The 22,174-nt window shown below is 65.0% G+C and carries 25 protein-coding genes and 1 tRNA gene; 11 read left to right on the plus strand and 15 right to left on the minus strand.

Annotation, left to right across the window (positions count from 1 at the left end):
• Positions 1-92 precede the first annotated feature (92 nt).
• The gene (gene cysQ, locus WDN01_11060; GenBank protein ID MEJ0026556.1) at positions 93-884 is read left to right on the plus strand and encodes a 3'(2'),5'-bisphosphate nucleotidase CysQ; all 792 of its coding nucleotides are present in this window, start codon (positions 93-95) and stop codon (positions 882-884) included.
• On the opposite strand, the gene WDN01_11065 is transcribed toward cysQ, so the two are convergent.
• The 3 genes from WDN01_11065 to WDN01_11075 are packed head-to-tail and all read right to left on the minus strand — an operon-like array spanning position 885 to position 2,737.
• Positions 885-1,133 carry a hypothetical protein gene (locus WDN01_11065; GenBank protein MEJ0026557.1) on the minus strand — a complete coding sequence of 83 codons (249 nt, stop codon included), beginning with the start codon at positions 1,131-1,133 and terminating at the stop codon, positions 885-887.
• A 46-nt stretch (positions 1,134-1,179) separates the two neighbouring features.
• Entirely contained in the window at positions 1,180-1,719 is a 540-nt protein-coding gene (locus tag WDN01_11070; protein MEJ0026558.1) for an NfeD family protein, read from the minus strand.
• Positions 1,720-1,729: 10 nt separating this feature from the next.
• The gene (locus tag WDN01_11075; protein ID MEJ0026559.1) at positions 1,730-2,737 is read right to left on the minus strand and encodes an SPFH domain-containing protein; all 1,008 of its coding nucleotides are present in this window, start codon (positions 2,735-2,737) and stop codon (positions 1,730-1,732) included.
• A gap of 178 nt (positions 2,738-2,915) precedes the next feature.
• Between WDN01_11075 and WDN01_11080 the strand changes: the two genes are divergently transcribed.
• Positions 2,916-3,497 (plus strand): EipA family protein, encoded by a 582-nt coding sequence (locus WDN01_11080; GenBank protein MEJ0026560.1) that lies wholly within the window; start codon positions 2,916-2,918, stop codon positions 3,495-3,497.
• A 3-nt stretch (positions 3,498-3,500) separates the two neighbouring features.
• Here WDN01_11080 and secF read toward each other — a convergent pair whose 3' ends face one another.
• A complete protein-coding gene (gene secF / locus WDN01_11085) occupies positions 3,501-4,442 on the minus strand; it encodes a protein translocase subunit SecF (protein MEJ0026561.1) in 942 nt (313 codons plus the stop codon).
• Between the two features lie 121 nt (positions 4,443-4,563).
• Between secF and WDN01_11090 the strand changes: the two genes are divergently transcribed.
• On the plus strand, positions 4,564-6,480 hold the full coding sequence (locus WDN01_11090; protein MEJ0026562.1) for an AI-2E family transporter: 1,917 nt from the start codon (positions 4,564-4,566) through the stop codon (positions 6,478-6,480).
• A 6-nt stretch (positions 6,481-6,486) separates the two neighbouring features.
• Here the strand turns inward: WDN01_11090 and WDN01_11095 are convergent, their stop codons facing one another.
• Positions 6,487-7,200, minus strand: a complete 714-nt coding sequence (locus WDN01_11095) for a sensor histidine kinase (GenBank protein MEJ0026563.1) — start codon at positions 7,198-7,200, stop codon at positions 6,487-6,489.
• 36 nt (positions 7,201-7,236) lie between these two features.
• On the minus strand, positions 7,237-7,446 hold the full coding sequence (locus tag WDN01_11100) for a hypothetical protein (protein MEJ0026564.1): 210 nt from the start codon (positions 7,444-7,446) through the stop codon (positions 7,237-7,239).
• A gap of 197 nt (positions 7,447-7,643) precedes the next feature.
• On the opposite strand from WDN01_11100, the gene WDN01_11105 reads away from it, so the two are divergent.
• Positions 7,644-8,339, plus strand: coding sequence for a Crp/Fnr family transcriptional regulator (locus WDN01_11105; GenBank protein MEJ0026565.1), 696 nt, complete (start codon positions 7,644-7,646; stop codon positions 8,337-8,339).
• Between the two features lie 13 nt (positions 8,340-8,352).
• Here WDN01_11105 and WDN01_11110 read toward each other — a convergent pair whose 3' ends face one another.
• Positions 8,353-9,237, minus strand: a complete 885-nt coding sequence (locus WDN01_11110; GenBank protein MEJ0026566.1) for a peptidylprolyl isomerase — start codon at positions 9,235-9,237, stop codon at positions 8,353-8,355.
• 70 nt (positions 9,238-9,307) lie between these two features.
• Here WDN01_11110 and WDN01_11115 point away from each other — a divergent pair, with 70 nt between their 5' ends.
• Entirely contained in the window at positions 9,308-10,561 is a 1,254-nt protein-coding gene (locus WDN01_11115; protein ID MEJ0026567.1) for an MFS transporter, read from the plus strand.
• 12 nt (positions 10,562-10,573) lie between these two features.
• On the opposite strand, the gene WDN01_11120 is transcribed toward WDN01_11115, so the two are convergent.
• Entirely contained in the window at positions 10,574-11,320 is a 747-nt protein-coding gene (locus WDN01_11120; GenBank protein MEJ0026568.1) for a hypothetical protein, read from the minus strand.
• 92 nt (positions 11,321-11,412) lie between these two features.
• Positions 11,413-12,219: a class I SAM-dependent methyltransferase gene (locus WDN01_11125; protein ID MEJ0026569.1), complete on the minus strand. Its 807-nt coding sequence runs from the start codon at positions 12,217-12,219 to the stop codon at positions 11,413-11,415.
• A 153-nt stretch (positions 12,220-12,372) separates the two neighbouring features.
• Between WDN01_11125 and WDN01_11130 the strand changes: the two genes are divergently transcribed.
• Positions 12,373-13,122, plus strand: coding sequence for an SDR family oxidoreductase (locus WDN01_11130; GenBank protein MEJ0026570.1), 750 nt, complete (start codon positions 12,373-12,375; stop codon positions 13,120-13,122).
• A gap of 9 nt (positions 13,123-13,131) precedes the next feature.
• Here the strand turns inward: WDN01_11130 and WDN01_11135 are convergent, their stop codons facing one another.
• The 4 genes from WDN01_11135 to WDN01_11150 form a co-directional block, all read right to left on the minus strand.
• Positions 13,132-15,222: a prolyl oligopeptidase family serine peptidase gene (locus WDN01_11135; protein MEJ0026571.1), complete on the minus strand. Its 2,091-nt coding sequence runs from the start codon at positions 15,220-15,222 to the stop codon at positions 13,132-13,134.
• A 243-nt stretch (positions 15,223-15,465) separates the two neighbouring features.
• Positions 15,466-15,540, minus strand: a tRNA-Glu gene (locus WDN01_11140).
• Positions 15,541-15,558: 18 nt separating this feature from the next.
• Positions 15,559-16,008 (minus strand): M67 family metallopeptidase, encoded by a 450-nt coding sequence (locus WDN01_11145; protein ID MEJ0026572.1) that lies wholly within the window; start codon positions 16,006-16,008, stop codon positions 15,559-15,561.
• Complete coding sequence (locus tag WDN01_11150) at positions 16,005-16,331, minus strand: hypothetical protein (protein MEJ0026573.1); 327 nt, start codon at positions 16,329-16,331, stop codon at positions 16,005-16,007. Before WDN01_11150 ends, WDN01_11145 begins: the two co-directional genes overlap by 4 nt.
• Between WDN01_11150 and WDN01_11155 the strand changes: the two genes are divergently transcribed.
• The 4 genes from WDN01_11155 (at position 16,321) to WDN01_11170 (ending at position 19,746) form a co-directional block, all read left to right on the plus strand.
• Complete coding sequence (locus WDN01_11155; protein MEJ0026574.1) at positions 16,321-17,334, plus strand: RluA family pseudouridine synthase; 1,014 nt, start codon at positions 16,321-16,323, stop codon at positions 17,332-17,334. The two genes, WDN01_11150 and WDN01_11155, sit on opposite strands and share 11 nt — an antisense overlap.
• Before the next feature lie 139 nt (positions 17,335-17,473).
• Entirely contained in the window at positions 17,474-18,370 is an 897-nt protein-coding gene (gene rpoH / locus WDN01_11160; protein ID MEJ0026575.1) for an RNA polymerase sigma factor RpoH, read from the plus strand.
• A gap of 81 nt (positions 18,371-18,451) precedes the next feature.
• On the plus strand, positions 18,452-19,261 hold the full coding sequence (locus WDN01_11165; protein MEJ0026576.1) for a PhzF family phenazine biosynthesis protein: 810 nt from the start codon (positions 18,452-18,454) through the stop codon (positions 19,259-19,261).
• A 62-nt stretch (positions 19,262-19,323) separates the two neighbouring features.
• Positions 19,324-19,746, plus strand: coding sequence for a GNAT family N-acetyltransferase (locus tag WDN01_11170; GenBank protein MEJ0026577.1), 423 nt, complete (start codon positions 19,324-19,326; stop codon positions 19,744-19,746).
• 151 nt (positions 19,747-19,897) lie between these two features.
• Here WDN01_11170 and WDN01_11175 read toward each other — a convergent pair whose 3' ends face one another.
• Positions 19,898-20,362, minus strand: a complete 465-nt coding sequence (locus WDN01_11175; protein MEJ0026578.1) for a DUF3775 domain-containing protein — start codon at positions 20,360-20,362, stop codon at positions 19,898-19,900.
• A gap of 59 nt (positions 20,363-20,421) precedes the next feature.
• Positions 20,422-20,892, minus strand: coding sequence for a DUF3828 domain-containing protein (locus WDN01_11180; protein ID MEJ0026579.1), 471 nt, complete (start codon positions 20,890-20,892; stop codon positions 20,422-20,424).
• A 132-nt stretch (positions 20,893-21,024) separates the two neighbouring features.
• On the opposite strand from WDN01_11180, the gene WDN01_11185 reads away from it, so the two are divergent.
• Positions 21,025-22,170 carry a phosphoserine transaminase gene (locus tag WDN01_11185; protein MEJ0026580.1) on the plus strand — a complete coding sequence of 382 codons (1,146 nt, stop codon included), beginning with the start codon at positions 21,025-21,027 and terminating at the stop codon, positions 22,168-22,170.
• The last annotated feature ends 4 nt before the right edge of the window (positions 22,171-22,174 follow it).

A 22,174-nucleotide genomic window follows, 5' to 3' on the forward strand; every position in this document is an offset into this window, starting at 1 on the left:
ACGAGTTGAATCATGCGCAGTCGCTTTCGCGCCGTTTGTTGTGCTACGGGAACTTTGCCGCAAATCGCGGCTTTCCGCGGGGTTTGTCCGAGATGCCGTCACCCTCTCATCACCTGATCGCGCTCGCCGCTCTCGCGCACGAGGCCGGCGTCATCGTGATGCGCCATTACGAGGCGGGCACTGCGGCGCGCAAGAAGGCCGACCACTCGCCGGTGACCGACGCGGACGAAGAGGCGGAAGCCCATATCCTGCGGGGCCTGCGCGACGCGGCGCCCGACGTGCCGGTGATCGCGGAAGAAGAAGTTGCCGCCGGCCGGTTGCCGGCGATCGGGAACCATTTTTTCCTTGTCGATCCGCTCGACGGCACGAAGGAATTCATCAACCGCAACGGCGAGTTCACCGTGAACATCGCCGAAGTGCAGAACGGCATCGCGATCCGCGGCGTGGTCTATGCGCCGGCCAAGCATCGCCTGTTTCTCGGCGAGACGCCCGGCGGCGCCTTCGAAACCGAAACCGCGGTGGACGTGCCGCCGGACATCGCGCTGGCCAAGCCGATTCATGTCCGCAAGGCTCCGGCGGACGGCCTTATCGCCGTCGCCAGCCGCTCGCACCGCGACAAGAAGACGGAGGAATATCTCGCCGCCTATCCGGTGAAGGACTTCATCACCGCCGGCTCTTCGCTGAAATTCTGCCTGGTCGCCGCCGGCGAGGCAGACATTTATCCGCGCCACGGAACGACGATGGAATGGGACACCGCGGCCGGCCACGCGGTTCTCGTCGCGGCGGGTGGAACCGTCACGAAGCTCGACGGTTCGCCGTTTCTCTACGGTCGTGCAGCGGAAGGTTTTACCAACCCGCATTTCGTCGCGCGGGGCGGCCGTTAACTACCGGTCGTAGTCGTGCCGGCTGGAATAGAACATCAGGGCCATCAGCCCGCCGCCGACCGCGATGGTGAGCAGCGAACCCGCGACCAGCGCGAACCATCCGAAAGCGCTCATACGGACCGCGCCAAGCGTTCCCCAGGTGTAAGCTGCGTACCAGATCGAAACCCCGAGAAACCCGAGGAGAATCACCAAGGCAAGCCACCCCGCCCGCGAAAGGTGGGCGTGGTTGTCGTCGTCGCTGTTGCTCATGAAACCATCGCTCATGGATGCGATAACGCGAAAGGGCGCGGCTCGTTCATCTTTCGGTCGCGCCCTCGCGCCGCACCCTCGCAGAACCTAGGTCGCCGCCGCGCCGAGTATCGGGGAACCCGGGGGCAAGCTGGACCTTCAATTCCGCGCCATCCGCGCCGGAAACCCGCAGCATGTCACCCTTGATCGGAGACGAGCCGTCGACTGTGTTGGCGCACCAGCGGGTGTCGTCGACCCGCACCGCGCCGCGGCCATTGACGAAATTTTCCTCCGCCCTGACCATGCGCCCGACATACTGCGCGCTGCGGTCGTTGAGATTTGTGTGTGTGTTGCGTTCGGCGCGGCCCCAGGCCGACCGTTTCCAGACGGCGGTCGCCACCACCGCGATCACCGCGAACAGGAACACCGCCAGCCGCCCGTCGAGCGACGGCACCAGGAATTTCAGCACGCCGACCAGCAGCGCCGCGATCCCCGGCCACAGCAGATACTGAGTCGTGCTTGCGATCTCGAGCGCAAGCAGCACCGCGCCCAGCGCCCACCAATGCCAGGCGGCCTGGTTGTTCAGGAACTGAGTGATCGCATCCATGGCGTCCTCCTCAGGTACCGGCGGGCCGCGTCGGCGGCGCCACGTTCGGCACGGTGCCGGCGGCGTTCTGGCCGCGCGCCCGCGGCGCGGCGGCGGTGGCGACCTGGGTCGTGATCGCCTCGCGAGTCATCTCGGCGATACCGGCGATGGAGCCGAGCAGGCCCGCCGACTCCATCGGCACGACGACGAATTTCTGGTTCGGCGCATTGGCGAGCTGCGCGAAGGCGTCGACATATTTCTGGCCGAGGAAGTAGTTGAGGGCGTTGACGTTGCCGGCCTCGATCGAATCCGAGACCATCTGCGTCGCCTTGGCCTCCGCCTGCGCCAGCCGCTCGCGCGCCTCGGCATCGCGGAAGGCGGCTTCCTTGCGGCCTTCCGCCTGGAGAATGGCGGACTGCTTGGCGCCCTCGGCGCGCAGGATCGCGCCCTGCTTCTCGCCATCGGCCTGGGTGACTTCGGCCCGGCGGAAACGCTCTGCCTTCATCTGCCGCGCCATTGCTTCGGTAATATCGGTCGGCGGCGACAGATCCTTGATCTCGATGCGGGTGACTTTCACGCCCCAGGGACTGGTCGCCTGGTCGACGACGGAAAGCAGCCGCTGGTTGATCTCGTCGCGCTTGGACAGGACCTCGTCGAGGTCCATCGCACCGATCACGGTGCGCGCATTGGTGAGGCAAAGATTGGTGATACCGGCTTGCAGGTTGGCGACCTCATAGGCCGCCTTGGCTGCGTCGACCACCTGATAGAAGGCGATGGCGTCGGCGGTCACGGTGGCGTTGTCGCGCGTGATGACCACCTGGCTCGGGATCGTCAGGACCTCTTCCATCATCGAAAGCTTGCGCCCGATGCGGTCCACATAGGGGACGATCAGGTTGAGGCCCGGCTTGAGCACCTTGGTGAAACGGCCGAAGCGCTCGACCGTCCATTCGCGGCCCTGCGGCACGCTCTTGACGCCCGAGAAGATGGTGACGAGCGCGAGAACCAGCAGCGCGAGCACGAAAATCGTTGCGCCATCCATGGACGTTCTCCCCTTGCCGACCGTTGGCCGGCCGACGCTGCGAAACGTAATCCTCTTGGCCGGTCATCAAAAGGCCTTGAAAGGCCGAAAATGTCCCCTACGCCCCCTTTGTCGTGGCCGCTCCGATGGGGCATTGATGGCGCTCGCGGGGATGACGTGATTCGCTTGGGAGAATGACATGCGACATTTCCGGATTCTCGGCGCTCTGTTCGCCGCCCTTGCCGCGCTGGCGCTCTCGGTGGCCCCCACGGCCGCCGACGACCGCAATGCAAACGACGACACTTTCTCGCCGAACGAGATCGTACAGGCGGGATCGGACTTCTTCGGCGTCACCACAGAGGTGATGGCCAAGGCCGTGCAGCGCGTGACCGAGGATCTCGGCCTGCCCGACGGCTACATCAAGGGCGACGAAGGCTCAGGCGCCTTCATCCTCGGCGTGCGCTACGGCTCGGGCTGGCTGATCCGCAAGGGCATGGAGCCCACGAAGGTCTATTGGAAAGGCCCCTCGATCGGCTTCGATGTCGGCGGCAACGGCTCCAAGGTCTTCACCCTGGTCTACAATCTCAAGGAGGAGCGGCGCCTCTATCAGCGCTTTCCGGGCGTGGAGGGCAGCATCTATTTCATCGCCGGCATCGGCGTGAACTATCTGCGCTCGGGCGGCGTGACGCTGGCGCCGATGCGCACCGGCGTCGGCCTGCGCGCCGGCGTCAACGCGCATTACATGGTCTACAGCGACCGGCGGGACTGGTTCCCGCTCTAGGACCTAGGCGCTGGCGTCCGACGTCTCCGTCGCGATATTGCCGGCCGGCGCCGGCAGATAGAGCAGCAGCGCGGCCGCGACATAGATCGAAGAGAACGTGCCGACCACGATGCCGAACAGGATCGCGGCGGAGAAATCGAACAGCGACGGCCCGCCATAGAGCAGCAGCGGAATGATCGAGACCCCGGTCGCGACGCTGGTCAGGATGGTTCGCGTCAGCATCTGGTTGGTCGAAAGATTTATGAGGTCCGGCAGCGGCATGCGCTTGTATTTGCGGCGGTTCTCCCGAATCCGGTCGAACACGACGACGGTGTCGTTGATCGAATAGCCGGCAAGGGTAAGCAGCGCCGCGATGCTTGTCAGCGTGAAATCCAGATGCAGGATCGAGAACAGGCCGGCCGTCACCAGCACGTCATGGCCGGTCGCCAGCGCGGCGCTGACACCGTATTGCCATTCGAAGCGGAACGCGACCCACAACGCGATGGCGAGGACCGCCAGCAGCGTCGCCAGGATGCCGGCGTGGAACAGCTCCGCGCTGACCTGGGGCCCCACCACGTCGGTATTGCGGATCGTATAGGCGGTACCCAGCTTCGCCTTGATGGTCTGCGCCACGGCCTGGTTGGCTTCGTCGCTTTGCGGCTGCACGCGAATGAGGGCGCAGGAATTCGCGGGCGTATCGCACTGGCCGCCGCCGAAATAGGTGACCTGGACCTCCTTGAACCCCAGATTGCCGATGTCGGCGCGCATCTGGCCGATATCGATCGTCTGGGCGTACTTCACTTCGATCGCAACGCCGCCGGTGAAGTCGATGCCGAGGTTGAAACCGTGGACGGCGATTGAGATGATCGACGCCAGCAACAGCAGGCCGTCGATGGCAAAGGCGAAATAGCGCGCCCTGACGAAATTGATCTTGGTGGCTTCGGGCAGGAATCGCAAAAGGGGCATGGCGGGGTCCGAAAAGGCCCGGCAGACATATAGGTTGCGCCCGCGCCCGACAAGATAACCCGCCGATTTGCATAATTCCCTGTTTTTGCGACACTTTCATCCGAGAAAGGAGGACCCCGCCATGGCCGCCGCCCTGCATGGCCCGCCCGACGCGCCGAAAGTCGCGTCCGGCGAGACGGGTTTGCGCGAGACCGCCTATGCCTCGGTCGTCGCCGCCGTCGTGGTCTGCCTGATCTATTTCGGCCGGCCGCTGCTCGTGCCGCTGGCCCTGTCGATCCTGATGGCCTTCGCGCTGGCGCCGGTGGTCGAATTCCTGCGGCGGCTGCGGGTCGGCCGCATCGCCGGCGTGATCCTGACCGTGACGGCCGCGGTCCTGCTGATCAGCGGCATCGCCGCCTTCATCGGCACCCAGCTTGCCTGGCTCGCCGTCGGCATGCCGCAGTACCAGCAAAACATCGTCCACAAGATACAGTCGGTGGAGGGCTCGGCCGCAAACAACGGCATGGTGAAGAGCGCCGTTGCCTTCTTCGACAATCTGAACGAGCAGATCGCGAATGTGCCGCTCGCGCCGACAAACAACGAGCAGCTCCAGTCCAAGACCACGGCCCAGGTCAACACCGCCGCCGTGCCGGTCGTCATCCAGGAGCCGCCGGCCGATCCACTGACGCTGATGAAGAACGTCGCCGGACCGCTGCTGGAGCCACTCGCCAATCTGACGATCGTGATCATCTTCGTGATTTTCATCCTGCTGCAAAAGGAGGATCTTCGGGACCGCTTCATCATGCTGGCGGGGCCGCGCGACCTGCAGCGCACCACGCTGGCCATCGACGACGGCGCCGAGCGGCTGAGCCGCTACCTGCTGCTCCAGACCGCGGTCAACACGGCCTTCGGCCTCCTGGTCGGAGTCGGGCTATGGGCGGCGGGCGTGCCCAATCCGGCGTTGTGGGGATTGATCGCGGCGATGTTCCGCTTCGTCCCCTATATCGGCGTTCCGATCGCGGCGCTCTTTCCGCTGGCGCTTTCGATCGCCATCGATCCCGGCTGGACGGTGACGTTCTGGACGCTCGGCGTCTTCATCGTGCTGGAATCGATCACCGGGCAGGCAGTCGAGCCCTGGCTCTACGGCCGCAATATGGGACTGTCGGCGCTGGCCGTCGTCGTCGCGGCGGGCTTTTGGACTTTCGTGTGGGGTCCCGTCGGGCTCTTGCTGTCGACGCCGCTGACCATGATCCTGGTGGTGATCGGCCGCCACGTCGACCAGCTTCGCTTTCTCGACGTGATGCTAGGCGACGCGCCGCCCATGGCGCCGGAGGAAAGCTTCTACCTGCGCATGCTGGCTGGCAATTCCGATGAAGCGGCCGAGCAGGCCGAGTTGTTCCTCTCCGACCATTCGCTGCCGGCCTATTTCGACGAAGTCGCGGTGCGCGGCCTCGCCCTGGCGCAGCTCGACGTCAACCGCGGGGCGCTGACCGAGGAGGGACGCAAGCGCGTCGCCAGGACGGTCGAGGTCTTCGTCGACAATCTGGCGATGCATGAGGACCCGGAAGCCAGGGCGGCCGGCAACGTCTCCGCCGAGGTGCCGTCCGACTGGCATCGAAAGCCGGTCTTGTGCGTCGCCGGGCGCAGCGTGCTCGACCACGCCGCGGCGAACCTGCTCGCCCATCTGCTGGAGCGCCAGGGCATCGGCGCGCGGATCGCCTCCTTCGAAGAGGTTTCGCCGTCGAGCATCCACGACCTCACCGTCGATGGCGTTCGCGCGATCTGCGTGTCGTATCTGGAGCCGGGCAATCCGAAGAACGCCCGCTATCTCGCGCGCCGCTTACGCAAACGGATGCCCGGCCTGCCGCTCATCGCCGGCTTCTGGAGCGTCATCGAGGACGACACCCATTACCTCGACAGCTTCGAGGCGACGGAGTGCGACTTCCTCGCCAACAATCTGCGCCAGGCAGTCGAACAGATCATCACGCTGATGCGCCGGACCGACGGCCATTTCGTCAGCACGGTGGAACAGATCGAGGAAGAGGCAGTGACGGACTGACGGCGGTTAGCCGAAACCGCGCTGCGTAATCGTCACGCTATAGCCTTGCGCGCCGGTTTTGACCTGTACCGTCGCGTCCATCTGGCGGGCCAGCGACTCGACGATGCTCGTTCCCAGACCGGTGATTTGCTTTTGGCCGCCGGCCGAGGACGCGCCGCCGCCATTGTCCCGCACAGAGAGGCGCCAGCCCGCGGCGCCGGCCTCGTAGAGGACCTCGATTCGGCAATCCTCGTCGTCCGTCGCAAAGGCATGTTTGAGGGCGTTGATGACCAGTTCCGTCACGATCAGGCCTATGCTGGCCGCATGTTCCGCGCAAATCGCGCCGCGCTCGGCGCTGGCGCGCAGGGAAATGGGCCGCATGCCATCGATCAGCGTCGCATCGAGACTTTCGCAGAGGTCGGCGAGGTAAGGCCCGACGTCGACCTGCTCCCCGCTCTCCGAGACCTGAAGCCGTTTCTGGATCGCGGCGATCGACAACACCCGGCCATGCGCATCGCGCAGGTGACGGCGCGCCTCCTCCGACTGCACCATGCGCGCCTTCATAAGAAGGATGCTGGCCACGATCTGCAGGCTGTTTGCCACACGGTGCTGCATTTCCCGCAGCAAGATGTCTTTCTGGCGCAGCTGCTGAACCATGTCGCGTTCCGGAGGTGAAAGCGGGTCCATGGCCGCATGGGCGAGCCTTGCGCAATGACTGGCGCGGGCGAGACTGCTGTCCATTGAACCCCTCCAACGGTCGAACCAGATCGTGTGCGTCTACCAGTATTCGGGCGGCGAATTCTTCAAGGCGTGATTTTCGACCGACAATTGGGCGAGCACGTGCCGGAGCCGGTAGTTCTCCCGCGCGAGTTCCGATGCCGACTCGGCCGCCCGCCTTCGCTTGCCGTGGCCGGCGTTGCCCTTGCTGGCACGCCACATGAGCAGCCCGATCACAAGGAACCCGATGATCCAGAATATAGGAGCCATTTATTCACCCCGCACGCGTGTCGGATTGGGACACTTTGTCGGCTAACTGCGTTGTCTGTCCGCTAGCCGACATAGAACGCTACGCAGTATTCGGTCGAACGTCTGTTCAATATTGCTCATTACATGGGTTTTTTGGACTGTTCCGTCGAATGACCAATTTTCGTTTCTGGACGGTTGTTTGAAAGTCGAAGGGATCTGTGAAGAGAAAGAAAGCCGCCGCGAAAGCCGGCGGCAAGCAAGCGTTCGACCCCCGTGCCTTTCTCGCCGAGGCCGGCATCGGCCGCATGGTGTCGAAATATCGCAAGAACGAGATCCTGTTCTCGCAAGGCGATCCGGCGGACTCCGTCTTCTACATCCAAAAGGGCAAGGTGAAGCTTGCCGTCGTGTCCGCACAGGGCAAGGAGGCGGTCGTCTCGATCCTGGGTTCGGACGAGTTCTGCGGCGAAGCCTGCCTGACCGGACAGACGCGGCGCATGGCGACCGCTTCGGCCCTCACCGAGTGCGAGATCATGCGGCTGGAAAAAGCGGCCATCGTCCGCGTGATCCATCAAGAGCTGGCATTTTCGGAGATGTTCGTTTCGCACATCTTGATTCACTCGCTGCGCGTCGAGGAAGATCTGATCGACCAGCTTTTCAATTCGAGCGAGAAGCGTCTGGCGCGCGCGTTGCTGCTGCTCGCGAATTTCGGCAAGGAAGGAAAACCCGAGCCCATCATCGCCAAGGTCAGCCAGGCGACGCTGGCGGAAATGATCGGAACGACGCGCTCCCGCGTGAGCTTTTTCATGAACAAGTTCAGGAAGCTCGGATTCATCAAGTATAACGGCCATCTGGAGGTTCACAGTTCGCTGCTGAGCGTCGTGCTGAACGAGCACGCGCCGCGCGATCCCGGATAAGACCGGCCGGGTTCTACGGCGCGGTGCGCTTCAGCGGGACGGGCACGCCGCAGATGTCGAGCACCGGCGGCGGCTTGTGGAGATAGAACGGCGAGGTCGGATGTCGCCGCGCCTCAACCGCGTCCGCGAAGGATTGGGACTCGGTGCGCATGACCTGGAACGCCGGGCGCTCCGCCGCCGGCACGTCCACGGCCAGCCGGACACGGACGATCGGATCGCGCTTCGATGCATCGCCGATCACGCCGCTGTCGACATCGGGATCGCCGCGCTCCAGCTTCTGGATATATTGCAGACCGCTCAGCACCCGGCCGAAGGCGGTGAGATTGCGGTCGAGACGTCGCGGCGCCTGCCCGATCACGATGTAAAACTCCGTCGTCGCGGTGTCGGGATCGTTGGCGCGCGCGAAGGCAAAGGTTCCTGGACAATGGATCAGCCATTCGCGTCCGTCCTTGGGGTCGCGCGCGACCGGAAAGCCGTCCTCGAACCCGACCTCCGGTGCCACCGGATCGGCATTGCCGAGCGGGGTGAACGCCGGCGTCGCCGCCGAGACCCGGTCGAACTCCGCCTTGAGCGGCGGCCACTGTTTCTGATCTTTCGCACCCACGGCTTGGTCCTTTGTCGGACCCGTCTCCTCGCCGATGCCGCCCTGCGCCACGAAGCCGTCGATGACGCGATAGAAGGAAAGCCCGTCATAGAAATGGGCGCGGATCAGGGCGCGGACCCGTTCGGCGTGGTTCGGCGCGAATTCCGGCGCCAGTTCGACCGCCACCTGGCCGTAGCGGGTGTCGATCAGGACAAGGTTCTGCGGATCGACGTCGCGCCAGGCTTCGGGCGGCGGATCCGCCGCGGAAGCCGCCGTGACGGAAAGCAATGCAACCAGTGCCAGACGGGTTTTCATGAAATCTTCCCCCATGCGACCGGACGCACCTTGCCCGGCGCGGCGGTGTCACTATTAAGAGCCTACCGCCATGACCACCGACAAGCCCGACCGTTCCGCCGCGCAAGTCTCGCCGGCCGCCCTGCCGACGCTGCTTTCGGTGATGTTCATCAACCTCTTGGGCTTCGGCATCATCGTGCCGCTGCTGCCGTTCTACGCCAAGTCGTTCCAGGCATCGACCTGGCAGGTCGCCCTGATCTTCTCGGCCTATGCCATCGGTTCCTTCTTCGGCGAGCCGTTCTGGGGCCGGCTGTCGGATACGGTCGGCCGCAAGCCGATCCTGATCAGCACGGTGACCGGCAACTGCCTGTGCTATCTCGCGCTCGCCTTCGCGCCCAATATCTATGTCGCGTTCTTCGTGCGCCTGCTCGGCGGCATGGCCAGCGGCAACGGCGCGGTGATCCAGGGCTATATCGCCGATGTGACGCCGCCGGAGGAACGCTCCGGCAAGATGTCGTGGCTGGGCGCGGCCTACAATATCGGCTTCATCGTCGGGCCGGCGCTCGGCGGCCTGCTGGCGAACCCGGCCGCCGGCCATGCCGGCTTCCGCATTCCGCTCCTGATCGCGTCGAGCCTCTCGGCGATCTGTGTCGTCGGACTGGCGGTGTTCCTCAAGGAAAGCCGCGTGCGGCGACGCATCGGCCACAAGCCGAGTCGCTGGGTGGTCGTCGCCCATGCCGCCACCAATCCAGTGATCAGCCGTCTCATGCTGGTCACGCTGCTGGCCGGCTGCGCCTTCAACGGCATCGAATCGGTGTTCGGCCTGTGGACCCAGGCGCGCTTCGACTGGAACCCGTGGGATGTCGGCCTCGCCTTTGCCGTCACCGGCATCGTGGCCGCGTTTTGCCAGATATTCATCGCCGGCCCCGCCTCGAAGCGTTTCGGCGAAGCGCGAACGCTCGCCTTCGGCATGCTGCTCACCACGATCTGCGCCTCCCTGCAGCCATTCTCGTCGGGCGGGTTCATGATCGTGACGCTTTTGTCGATCTCCGCCTTCGGCCAGTCGGTGGCCTGGCCGAACGTCTCCGCGCTTCTGTCGCGCAGCGTCGATCTCGACCATCAGGGGCAGTATCTCGGACTGAACAATGCCGTCGCCGGCCTGGCGCGCCTGGTCGGCCCGCAAATCGCGGCCCTGACCTTCTCCAATATCGGCGTCGACGCGCCGTTCTATTCCGCGGGCCTGCTGGTCCTGCCGGCGATCTTCTTCGCCTGGTACGCCGCCACGCACAAGAGCCGCAGCACGTCGCCTCCCGAGGTCGAGGCGCCGGCCCTTCCCGAAAACTGACCGGGCGCGGGCTTATTTATGCACGGTCGCCTTGAGGTCGGCGGCCAGCCTCGCGTCCTTCAGATAGGGCGCGATTTCCGCCGGCGACAGCGTCAGCGGCGTCGCGCACGCCGCGATGACATGCGGAAAGTCCGGCTGCAGCACGACGCCGCCTTTGGCATCGAGCCAGACGATCGGCGCGCCGGAGAACGGGTCCTGGTCGTTGATCGCCTGGCGGCAGTCGGCATCGTCCTTGGCCTTGCTGTAGCGCGCCCGATAGAGCTTGGTGAGCGCGGACGGCGGCGTATGCTCGTCCGCGGTGTCCAGCGGCAGGAAGCCAGGCTTGAACATCGTGCTCCAGTCGATCTGGGCGCCGGCCGTCAGGTCGAAGGTCATCGGCGTTTCGGCGCCGTTGGTCGGATAGGCACCGGCGCAATAGTAGTTGGTGACGACTTCCACGCTGAAATAGTGCGCCGACAGATAGCGGACCGTGATGTCCTCAAAATAGCTGTCCTTGTCCGGCGTCATCTTCGCTTCTTTGAGCTGCGAAAGGCAGTCGGTATAGGACCCGCGATCCGTCTTCTCCTGCGCTGCGAGCAGGGCGTTGACGCGCGCCATCGCCCTGGCGTCGGCAAGGCCGGAAAGTCGCGGATACACCGCCTTCACGCCGGACGTGTGCAGCGGCGCGGCGGTCGGCGCGGCCGCCAGCCCCGAAATCCGCAGTCCCGCCAAAATCACGCCGAGCGCGGCGGACCCCAGGACTCTCGCGACCAGATTCATTTCAACGCTCCCTGCCACGTCATGTATCGACGCCCTTGTTTCTACGGCGCCGACATGGGTTCGTCCAGGAACCGTAGCGAAGGCGACGCGCCCTATGCCCTCGCCGTAACAATCCAGACGGCCGCGTTCAGCGCGACTTGGCCTTCGACGATCCTTGTTGCCAAAGCGGCGCGAAGGCGGCGCTCGACCGATTCCCGAATCTCCGGGTTCTCCCGGACGATTTTCCCGACGACTCCCACCTTCAGCAGAACCGTCACCATGGCCTCCAAGCCCCCGCTCGAAACGGTCCGGTCATAGGGCTGGACGACGATCTGCCCGAAACCGGCGGCGTTCAAGACGGTGCGTATGACCTTCGGATCTTCGAAGCTGAAGGGCGCCCGGTCGGCGCGTTCTTCCAATCCCGCTGCGCGAAGGGGCATGACATCCAATTCGTTCTCTTCCAACGAGCGCCAGCAGACGAACGCCAATCTGCCGGACGGCCGCATCAGCCGGTGGAAGTTGGAGAACGCGGCAACAGGGTCCGCAAATGCCATCACACCGAACCGGGAGAAGATCGCATCAACACTTCTGTCTGGAAGACGGAGCTGCGAAGCATCGCACGCGATAAAATTCGCCTGCCGCAGGCCGACGGCCCGCAATCGGGCACGGTCCAGCAGGAGCGGCGCGATATCGACGCCAACGACCTGCCCCTCGGGTCCAAGCCGTTCCGCGAGTTGCAGCACGGTCTGGCCGGCCCCGCAACCGACATCGACGATCACCTCCGATGGCCTGGGCGCGAGCGCATCCATGGCGCGCAGGCCAAGCGGAGAAAGCTGGAGGTCCACCAGATCGCAGACATCGAGCCAGGCCTCCGCCGCGAGCGCTCTCGCCTCCATCGAGGACCGGTCCGACACTGCCACCAAGCCCTTCCCAGACAACGCCGGCAACAGTGCATCACTTTCCAGTGCAAATTGGAAACCTTGCGGCGGTCCGGAAAGACCGGCGATCGAATCGTGACCACCAATATCGTCGTGACCCGGTCGAACGGTTCAGAGCACAGGCAGGAGACGCGGATGGGAAGACTGAGCGGAAAGGTCGCCGTGATAACGGGCGGCAGCAGCGGGATCGGGCTCGCCGCCGCAAGATCCTTCGTCCGGGAAGGCGCCTTTGTTTTCATCACCGGCCGCCGCCAGAACGAGCTGGATGCGGCGGTGGCCGCCATCGGCGCCAACACAATCGGCGTCCAAGGGGATATCGCGAACCTGGCCGACCTGGACCGGCTGTTCGCGCATGTAGAGGCCGTCAAGGGCCGCGTCGACATCCTGTTCGCGAACGCCGGACTGGGGGAATTCCTGCCTTTGGGCGCGATAACGGAGGCGCATTACGACAAGACCTTCGACGTCAATGTGAAAGGCACCCTATTCACGGTTCAGAAGGCGCTTGCACTGATGCCCAGGGGCGCGTCGATCATCCTCAACGGGTCCATCGCCTCCATCAAGGGACTTCCCGCTTTCAGCGTCTATAGCGGTACAAAGGCCGCGCTGCGATGTTTCGCCCGGGGATGGGCGGTGGACTTGAAGGATCGCGGAATCCGCGTGAATGTGCTCTGCCCCGGCACAGTCGTCACGCCCGCCTATGACAATCTCGGCCTCACGCCCGCGCAAATGGAGCGCTTCCTCGCCGAGCAGACCGCCGCGATACCGCTGGGCCGTTTGGGCACCACCGAAGATATCGCCCGGGCAGCCCTGTTCCTGGCATCCGACGACAGCGGCTATGTCAACGGCATCGAGCTCTTCGTCGACGGCGGACTGGCACAAATCTGACACGCGGGCTCACGCGCGGGGACGGCCTTTTCCCCTCGCCTGCGATAGCAGGAATGCATAGGTGTCGGCGGCTTCGCGATCCTGCTGGGCGCGCGTGGAGCCGATGCCGTGGCCGGCGTCGTAGTCCACGCGAAGAAGGACCGGCAGGCCCGAACTCGTCGCCGCCTGGAGACGCGCCGTCATCTTGGCCGCATGGAAGGGCGCGACCCGCGGATCGGTCACACCGGTCGTCAGGAGGACGGCGGGATAGGCCGTGCCGTCCTTCACCGCCTGATAGCTGTCGATGCTCTTGAGCGCGCGGTAACCCGCCTCGTCCGAGATCGCGCCCCATTCGGGCTCTTCGCCATAGCCGTTCTGCTCGACCACATAGCGCAGCGGATTGGACCAGCCGACGCCGTCAATGACAGCCGCGAAGAGATCAGGCCGCTCGGTCATGGCACGGCCGACCGTGATGCCGCCGGCGGAGCGTCCGCCGATGGCAAGATGCGCCGGGGACGTGACGCGCTTTGCGCGGAGGTCTTCGCAGACATCGATCAGATCGCGCCAGGTGTTCGGCTTGTTGGCGAGCTGGCCCGCCTTGTGCCATTCGCGGCCATACTCGCCGCCGCCGCGCACATTGGCGTAGCCGACGACGAAGCCCTGATCCATCAGCGCGAACAGCCGCTGCTGGAAACTGGGCGTGTAGGCCGCGGCGCCATAGGAGCCATAGGCGGAAATGAAGGCCGGTGCGGTGCCGTCGAGCTTAAGCCCCTTCCGGTAGATGAGGCTGTAGGGGACCTTGGTTCCGTCGCGCGCGGTCGCGAAAAACCGCTTGGCCTCATAAGCGCTCACATCGATGGCCGGTCGCGGCGTCAGCCCGGTATCGGCGACACGGCCGGCCGGATCGACAGACCACACCCCTGTCGGCGTCAGCCAGCCCGAGAGCTGCAACAAGACGCCCGAGGCGCGGGCATCGGCGAATACCGCGCCGATCGTGCCGTCGAAGGGGAGCGCGATCTCCGTCACCGTGCCGTCCGGCGCCAAGCGGCGAAGCCGGCTGATGCCGCCGTCCATGATCTGGAGATAAAGACCGTCCTTGGCGCGGTCGATGTCCTCGATCACCTGTTCGCCCTGCGGCACCACCACCGTGGCGGCGGCGATGCTGGGCGCGGCCAGCGGGGTCTGTACGATCCGGCCGCGCGGCGTGCCCTTGTTGACCAGAAGATAGAGGTCGCCGCCGTCGATATCGGCCCCCGTGACTTCGTCGGCGAAGTCGGCGACGGCGGTCCATGTCGCCTTGCCTGCGAGCACGTCGGCGACCGGAGCGACGAACATGCGCGATTCCGGGCGCACATCGGACAGCGCCAGCAACACATGATCGGCACCCTCGAATGTGAAGATGTAGGGCGCCTGGATCTTCTCGAAGGCGATTGCGGCCACGAGTCCCCGCTTCATCAGAACGGGATCGGCGGCCGGGTCGCTGCCCAGGCGGTGGAAACGTGCCTGGCTGTCGAGGAAGCGGTCGGGTGTATCGACGGCGCCCGTCAGCTGATTGTAGAAAAATCCGCTGCCGTCATCGAGCCATTGCGGATTGGCGCCCTGGGTATTGGGGATCGTCTCCGACAGGTTGCTGCCGTCCGCGACGACGAGAATGTGCAGGAGCGAATCCTCGCTGCCGTCTTTCGAAACCCCGTAGACGACGTGGCTGCCGTCGGGGGAAGCCCGCCACCAGTCGAGTGAATAGTGACCGATGCCGGCGGCGCTCATCGCCGTCGGATCGATAAGCACCCGATCGTGCCCGTCCTCGCGGACGAGGAGCTTGTAATTGTCCGCGCCCAGCGGCCGCTGCTGGTAGAAGGTACGATCACCGATCCTTTGGACCCGCGCGGTCAGGACGATGTCGCCCGAGAGCTGTTGGATGCGCGTCAGAAGTTCATCGCGATGCGGCAGATTATCGAGGATCGCGCGCGCATGCTCGTTCTGCGCCTTCAGGTAGGGCAGCCAGTCCGGGTCCTTGTCGTTTTCCATCCAGCGGTAGGGATCGCTCAGCGTCTCGCCGAAATAGGTGTCGTGAACGACGGCAACGCGCGCCACGGGCGCCGGCGGAATGGCCGTCGTCATGTCCGCCGCGCGCGCAATAGGAGAGAGAAAAGACAAACCAACGAGAGCGCCTCCATGGCCGAGCAACTGCCTTCGATCCACATTCTGCATCATAGCGCGCGCTTCCAGCATTCAGCGATCCCGAGCTTATTCGCGCCGGGCCAAACCGCCAACCGGAAGCGGCCGGCGGATGCGGGATTGAAGCGTCTGAAAATCGGCCGCACGTCGACGGAATGCGACCGGAATTGCCCTACATTTGGGAAATGGCGCTCCCACCGGGAATCGAACCCGGGTTTCAGCCTTGAGAGGGCCGCGTCCTAACCGCTAGACGATGGGAGCATGCGGTCGAGGCGGCGCTTATACCCTCAGGCCGCGCGTGGGATCAAGCGAGGCGCCGTCCGAAAACGCGAGCGGCACAAACGCATTCCCGTCAAAGATATAAGCCGCAATCGCGGCGCTGCCGCCGGCCGAAATAGCGGCGATGAGCCAGACGAAGCCGGTCTCGCCGGCGCCCGCGCGATCGTGCGCCGAGGGTTCGGACCGGCCACCGGGATGGGAGTGGTAGCAACCCACGACCTCGCTGCCCCGCCCCCGCGCCGCGCGCAGGATACGGAACTGATCGGCCGGATCGATCTCGAAGCGGTCGGGACAATCCGACAGGTTCCGCGCGGCATGGGCCGCCGCGACGACGACATGCGCGCCGTCCGTCGAGCCTTCGAGAAGGCCGCAACACTCGTTCGGATAGGCCAGGCGCGCTTCCCGCACGATCTGCTCCCGCAAGCCCCGAGGCAGGTGCAGCGCGGTCATTGCCGCGTTGCGATCCGCGCGATCAGGTGGCCGTCCTCGAGGCTGACGATGTCGACCTCCTCGCCCTTTTCCGTGCGCAGTTGGAGGACGAGGCGGTTGGGCGCGGTCTGGACGCTCAGGACCCGGGCGCCGGGCGGCAGCACGAACGCCGCGCCGCCCGCCGACGCGCTTCCGGGCGAATGTCCCGAGAACTTCAGGGCCATGCCGACGACTAGCCCCACGAGCGCCAGGATGATAAGCGCGGACAGCACGATGACGGCGAGCTTTGCCGCGCGATAGCTCATCGTGCTCTTGGGATCGACCGGCGCGTCTATGTCTGACACCAAATCCTCCGAGGAAGCTCCGCGCCGCGCCCTGGTCGGCGAGGATCAGGCGGGCTGGCGGCTGGACCGGTTCCTGGCCGCGTCGCTTGGCGATATCAGCCGCTCGCGCCTTCAGCAACTGATAGACGGCGGCGCCGTCACCCACACCCGGAAAACGATAAGAGACGCCAACCACAGGGTCAAACAGGGCGAGGCCTATACGGTTGCGGTGCCGCCGCCCCAGCCCGCGAAACCGCAGGGTCAGGACATCCCGCTCGACGTCGTCTACGAGGATCAGGACCTGATCGTGATCGACAAGCCGGCGGGCCTCGTGGTCCATCCGGCGGCCGGCAATCCCGACGGCACGCTGGTGAACGCTCTGATCGCGCATTGCGGCGCGTCACTGCAGGGCGTCGGCGGGGAGGCGCGGCCGGGCATCGTGCACCGCCTGGACAAGGATACGAGCGGGCTGCTGGTCGCGGCGAAGAACCAGCGCGCGATGACCAGCCTTGCCAAGCAATTCGCCAACCACACGATCGAGCGGGCCTATCATGCCGTCGTCTGGGGCGCGCCGCGGGCCGGCGAAGGCATGGTGGAAGGTCAGATCGGGCGCAACCCGTTCGACCGCAAACGCATGGCGGTGCTGCGCGGCGGCGGCAAGCTGGCGCGGACGCGCTATCGGGTAATCGAAACCTTCGGCGATCCGGCGCGGCCCTTCGCCAGCCTGATCGAGTGCCGGCTGGAAACCGGACGCACCCATCAAATCCGCGTGCATCTGACCCATCTCGGGCACCCGCTGATTGGCGACCCGTCCTATGGCAGGGCGCGGCTGGCGCCCCGGCCAAAAACCCCTGCCGAAGACGTGGCTTTCGCGGCAGCCGCGGGCTTTCCGCGCCAGGCGCTGCACGCCTATATTCTGGGTTTTCAGCATCCCAGCCTGCACAAGACCTTACGGTTCGAGTCGCCTTGGCCGCCCGACCTGGCGGCGCTGGTGGAGGCCCTGCGCGGCTTGAAAAAGTCTTAATCATTCCCATTTGTTTCGGGGGCGCGACCTTTCCAAAGGGTCGCATTGTCCAACTGCGGGCTCAGACGTTGTAGAGTGGGTCAGCAGCCGCCGAACGATGCGCTTGGGTATCGGGCTGGCGGAGGAAAGGGGTTCGTACATGAGCAGCCGCGGCCTGCCGGTCCTTCAAGGCGAAGGCGGCCTGTCCCGATATCTCTCCGAAATCCGGAAGTTCCCGCTTCTGGAGCCGGAAGAAGAATACATGCTGGCCAAGCGCTGGAAGGAACACGAGGATCCCAGCGCCGCGCGCAAGCTCGTCACCAGCCATCTGCGCCTCGTCGCCAAGATCGCCATGGGCTATCGCGGCTACGGCCTTCCCGTTTCCGAGATCGTCGCGGAGGGCAATGTCGGCTTGATGCAGGCGGTCAAGCGGTTCGAGCCCGACAAGGGCTTCCGCCTCGCCACCTATGCCATGTGGTGGATCCGCGCCGCGATCCAGGAATACATCCTGCGATCCTGGAGCCTGGTGAAGCTCGGCACAACGGCCAACCAGAAGAAGCTGTTCTTCAACCTGCGCAAGGCCAAGAACAAGATCGGCGCCATCGAGGAAGGCGATCTGACGAGCGAGCATATCGCGACTTTGTCCGACCAGCTCGGCGTATCGGCGCAGGAAGTGACGGACATGAACCGGCGCCTGTCGGGTCCGGATTCTTCGCTCAACGCGCCGCTGCGCTCGGATTCCGAGAGCGAGTGGCAGGACTGGCTGGCGGACGAGACGCTGGATCAGGAAACCCGCATGGCGGATCGCGAGGAGCTCGGCGAGCGGCACGCGCTGCTGACCGGCGCGCTGGGCGAACTAACCGAGCGCGAGCGCGACATCATCCAGGCGCGGCGCCTGCAGGACGAGCCGGCGACGCTGGAAGAGCTGTCGCAGAAATACGGCATCTCCCGCGAGCGGGTGCGCCAGATCGAGGTGCGCGCCTTCGAGAAGCTGCAGAAGCAAATGAAGAGCTCGCTCAACGACCGCCGGCCGGTGGTCGTCGAGGCCACGTCCTAGACATATCCGTTATGCGCCGCGATGCATTTCGCGGGGCGGCGTCGCGCGTCTAGCGTGGGCGCCTTCTCGAGGGGGCGTTCAATGACTCTCAAGCTCTGGCAGGTCGATGCGTTCTCGGACAAACCGTTCGGCGGAAATCCGGCGGCGATCGTGCCGCTCGACGCCTGGATCGACGATGCGCTGATGCAGAAGATCGCCAACGAGAACAACCTCGCCGAGACCGCGTTCTTCGCGCCGAAGGGCGAAGGCCGGTATCACCTGCGCTGGTTCACCCCGGAAGCCGAAGTAGAACTTTGCGGCCATGCGACGCTCGCCAGCGCCTGGCTGTTGTTCGACCGTCTTGCGCCGGACTTGAAGCGGATCGATTTCGAGACGCGCTCCGGCACGCTGACGGTGGAGCGCGGCCGCGATGGCCGGCATGTCATGTCGCTGCCCTCCGATGTCATTGCGCCGTTCGAGGTGCCCGGCCTGGCAAAGCAGATCGCCGAGGCGCTGGGCGTGCCCCAGCCGTCGTCGATCCTGAAAGGCCGCTATGCCGTCGCGGTGTTCGACGATGCCGCGATTGTGCGGACCATCGCCGGACCGGGCGACATCCAGAGGGTGCTGCATGCGCTGGGGCTCTGGGGCCTGATCGTCACGGCGCCGGGCGATCAGGGCTATGACTTCGTCTCGCGCTTCTTCGCGCCGGAGAAGGGCGTCCCGGAGGACCCGGTGACCGGCTCGGCGCATTGCGCGCTGACGCCCTATTGGTCCAAACGGCTGGGCAAGACGACGCTGAAAGCGCGCCAGGTCAGCCCGCGCGGCGGCGATCTGGTTTGCACCGACGACGGTACGCGGACCATACTGTCCGGACCTTGCGCGCTCTACATGACGGCGGAGATCGAAGTCTGATCCGAATAAGACCCGGAACGCGCGGCGACGACGAGGCGATCTGGAGGATCCTGGAGCCGACCTTGCGGGCCGCCGAGACCTATCCCCAGCCGCGCGACATTACGCGCGAACAGGCGCTCGCCTATTGGTGGAAGCCCGAGCACGCGATCTTCGTCGCCGAAGACGAGAGCGGACAGCTGGTCGGCACCTACTATCTGAAGGCTAACTCTACGGGGCCGGCGGCGCATGTCGCCAATTGCGGATACTTGACGTTGCCGCAGGCCTGGGGCCACGGCGTCGGCCGCGCGTTGTGCCTGCATTCGCTGGACGAAGCGCGCCGGCGCGGCTATCGGGCGATGCAGTTCAATCTTGTGATCGCCACCAACGCCCGCGCGGTGCATCTGTGGCAGGCTTGCGGTTTCGCGATTGTCGGCCGGCTGCCCGGTGCGTTCGAGCACCCGACTTTGGGTTTCGTGGACGCACTGATCCTCTACCAGACGCTCTAAAAAGTTCCTCGCCACGCTCGCGTTAACCGCGTTCGAACGCTTCATTGGCGATGCTGGAATGCACCATGCAGAACATCTGTGTGGCCGAGCGTTGCGTTCCGGCTTCCGACGATGGGCCGAGCACGTGGCTAAGACCCGTCGTCGACTTTTCTTAAGCGTTGTCGGTGTCCGGCGTCGTATCCCGCGTGTCGTCCATGTCCACGACGGATTCGCCGAAGGCGTCGAGGCCTTCCTCGAGATAATCGCCGAGCAGCGGCATTTCCATCAGGTAGTGCGCGGGACGATGGCCGTGCTCCTGCTGCGCCGTATCGAGCGCTTCCTTCCATTCCGCGAGGTCGTAGGTGCCGCGGCCGACCCAGGCCAGCGCGATCAGCTCGATACGCTGGTCGGCGTTGAGCGAACGGATGGCGTCGTATAGTTCCTGCCGCGTCGAATCGCCGGCCCCGTCTTCCAGAACGTCCGCCGAACCGTCATCGGTCGGGTTCGATCCGGAATCCGGGTCGCTGTCGCCCTCCTTGACGTCGTATTCCCGCGCCTTCTCGATGATGAAGCCGAGCTTGTCGGTCGGAATGCTCAGCGAGGGCGGTGTCGGCACGTCAACGATCTTGTTCGTCATAGCAGAGCCCCTTTTGGTTCCCGGTGGAAACGCCTCGCGCACCCGCGCCGTTCCCAGCCCTATTGCTTGCCGTCCCACCCATATTTGAGCTGAATCGAGAGGACCCACGGGTCGCCCAGCAGCGAGCGGACGTCGTCCAGCTTCCAGCCCTTCGCCGTCTTCTCGAAGTAGAAATGGATTTCGTTGGGCGTCTGCTCGTTCTTGAATTTCGCAACGACGATCAGGCGGCCGGGCGCGTTGTCGACGTCGATCTTGGAGATCTTGACGCCGCTGACCGTGCCGTCCTGGCCGTTCATCCAGAAATCGAAATCGACGCGGCCGACCTCGCCATGCGCCTCCTTGTTGTCGAGGCCCCAGAGCGCCTTGAGCCGGTCGCTATAGATGTCGTCAGGCTCCGGCTTCCTGCCGACGGCCGTCGCATAGAGCTGCGTCACGAACTTCACCGGATCGTCGATCCGTGTCGCCGCCCGGGCGGGAGAAAGCGCGAACGCGAGGGAAAGCGAAAGAATTGCGAATAGCGTCGAACGCATGTCGTGGCCCCAATGTGTCGCAGGCGGATGCTACGGAATTGACGGACGCGATGCGAATCCGTACATAGGGACCGGGCCACGCCTCCCCAACGAGGTGCGATCATTCTGAAAGGAATGAACATGACCGGGAATATGCCGGCCGTGCGACCCGCACGGCCTTTTTTTTCGTCCGGACCCTGCGCCAAACGGCCGGGTTGGACACCTGAAGCGCTGAACGGCGCGTTGCTGGGACGGTCGCACCGTTCCAAGCCGGGCAAAGCCAAGCTCAAAAACGCCATCGACCGCACCAAATCGCTGCTGGGCATCCCGGCGGATTATCGCGTCGGCATCGTGCCGGCGTCGGATACCGGCGCCGTCGAGATGGCGCTGTGGTCGATGCTGGGGCCGCGCCCCGTCGACTGCTTTGCCTGGGAAAGCTTCGGCGAGGATTGGGTCACCGACACGATCAAGCAGCTCAAGATCAAGGACAGCCGCATCTTCAAGGCGGCCTATGGCGAATTGCCCGACCTGACGAAGGCCGATCCGACGCATGACGTCGTGTTCCTGTGGAACGGCACGACCAGCGGCGTGCGCGTGCCGGATGCGGATTGGATTTCGAACGACCGCGAAGGCCTGACGATCTGCGACGCGACCAGCGCCGCCTTCGCGATGGACCTGCCTTGGGACAAGCTCGATGTCGCGACGTTCTCCTGGCAGAAGGTGCTGGGCGGCGAGGCGGCGCATGGCATGCTGGTGCTGTCGCCGCGTGCGGTGACGCGGCTCGAAAGCTACACGCCGCCCTGGCCGATGCCGAAGATCTTCCGCATGACCAAGGGCGGCAAGATCGTCGACGGCATCTTCGAAGGCGAGACCATCAACACGCCGTCCATGCTGGCGCTCGAGGACTATCTCGACGCCCTGACCTGGGCGGAAGGCATCGGCGGGCTGAAGGCGCTGATCGGCCGCAGCCAAGCCAATCTCGGTGTGCTGGACCGCTGGACCCGCGAGACCGGCTGGGCGGATTTCCTCGCCCGCGAGCAGGGCGCGCGCTCGAACACCAGTGTGTGCCTGAAGATCGTCGATCCGTGGTTCCAAGCCTTGAGCGAAGACGCCCAGGCCGACGCGGCCAAGAAGATCGCTTCGCTGCTGGAGAAAGAAGGCGTCGCCTATGACATCGGCGGCTACCGCTCGGCACCGCCCGGCCTGCGCATCTGGTGCGGCGCGACCGTCGACAAATCCGATCTCGAGGCATTGACGCCCTGGCTCGACTGGGCCTGGGGCCAAGTGAAGAAAGTCTAAGGCC

Source organism: Rhizomicrobium sp. (assembly GCA_037200985.1).
Taxonomy (GTDB): domain Bacteria; phylum Pseudomonadota; class Alphaproteobacteria; order Micropepsales; family Micropepsaceae; genus Rhizomicrobium.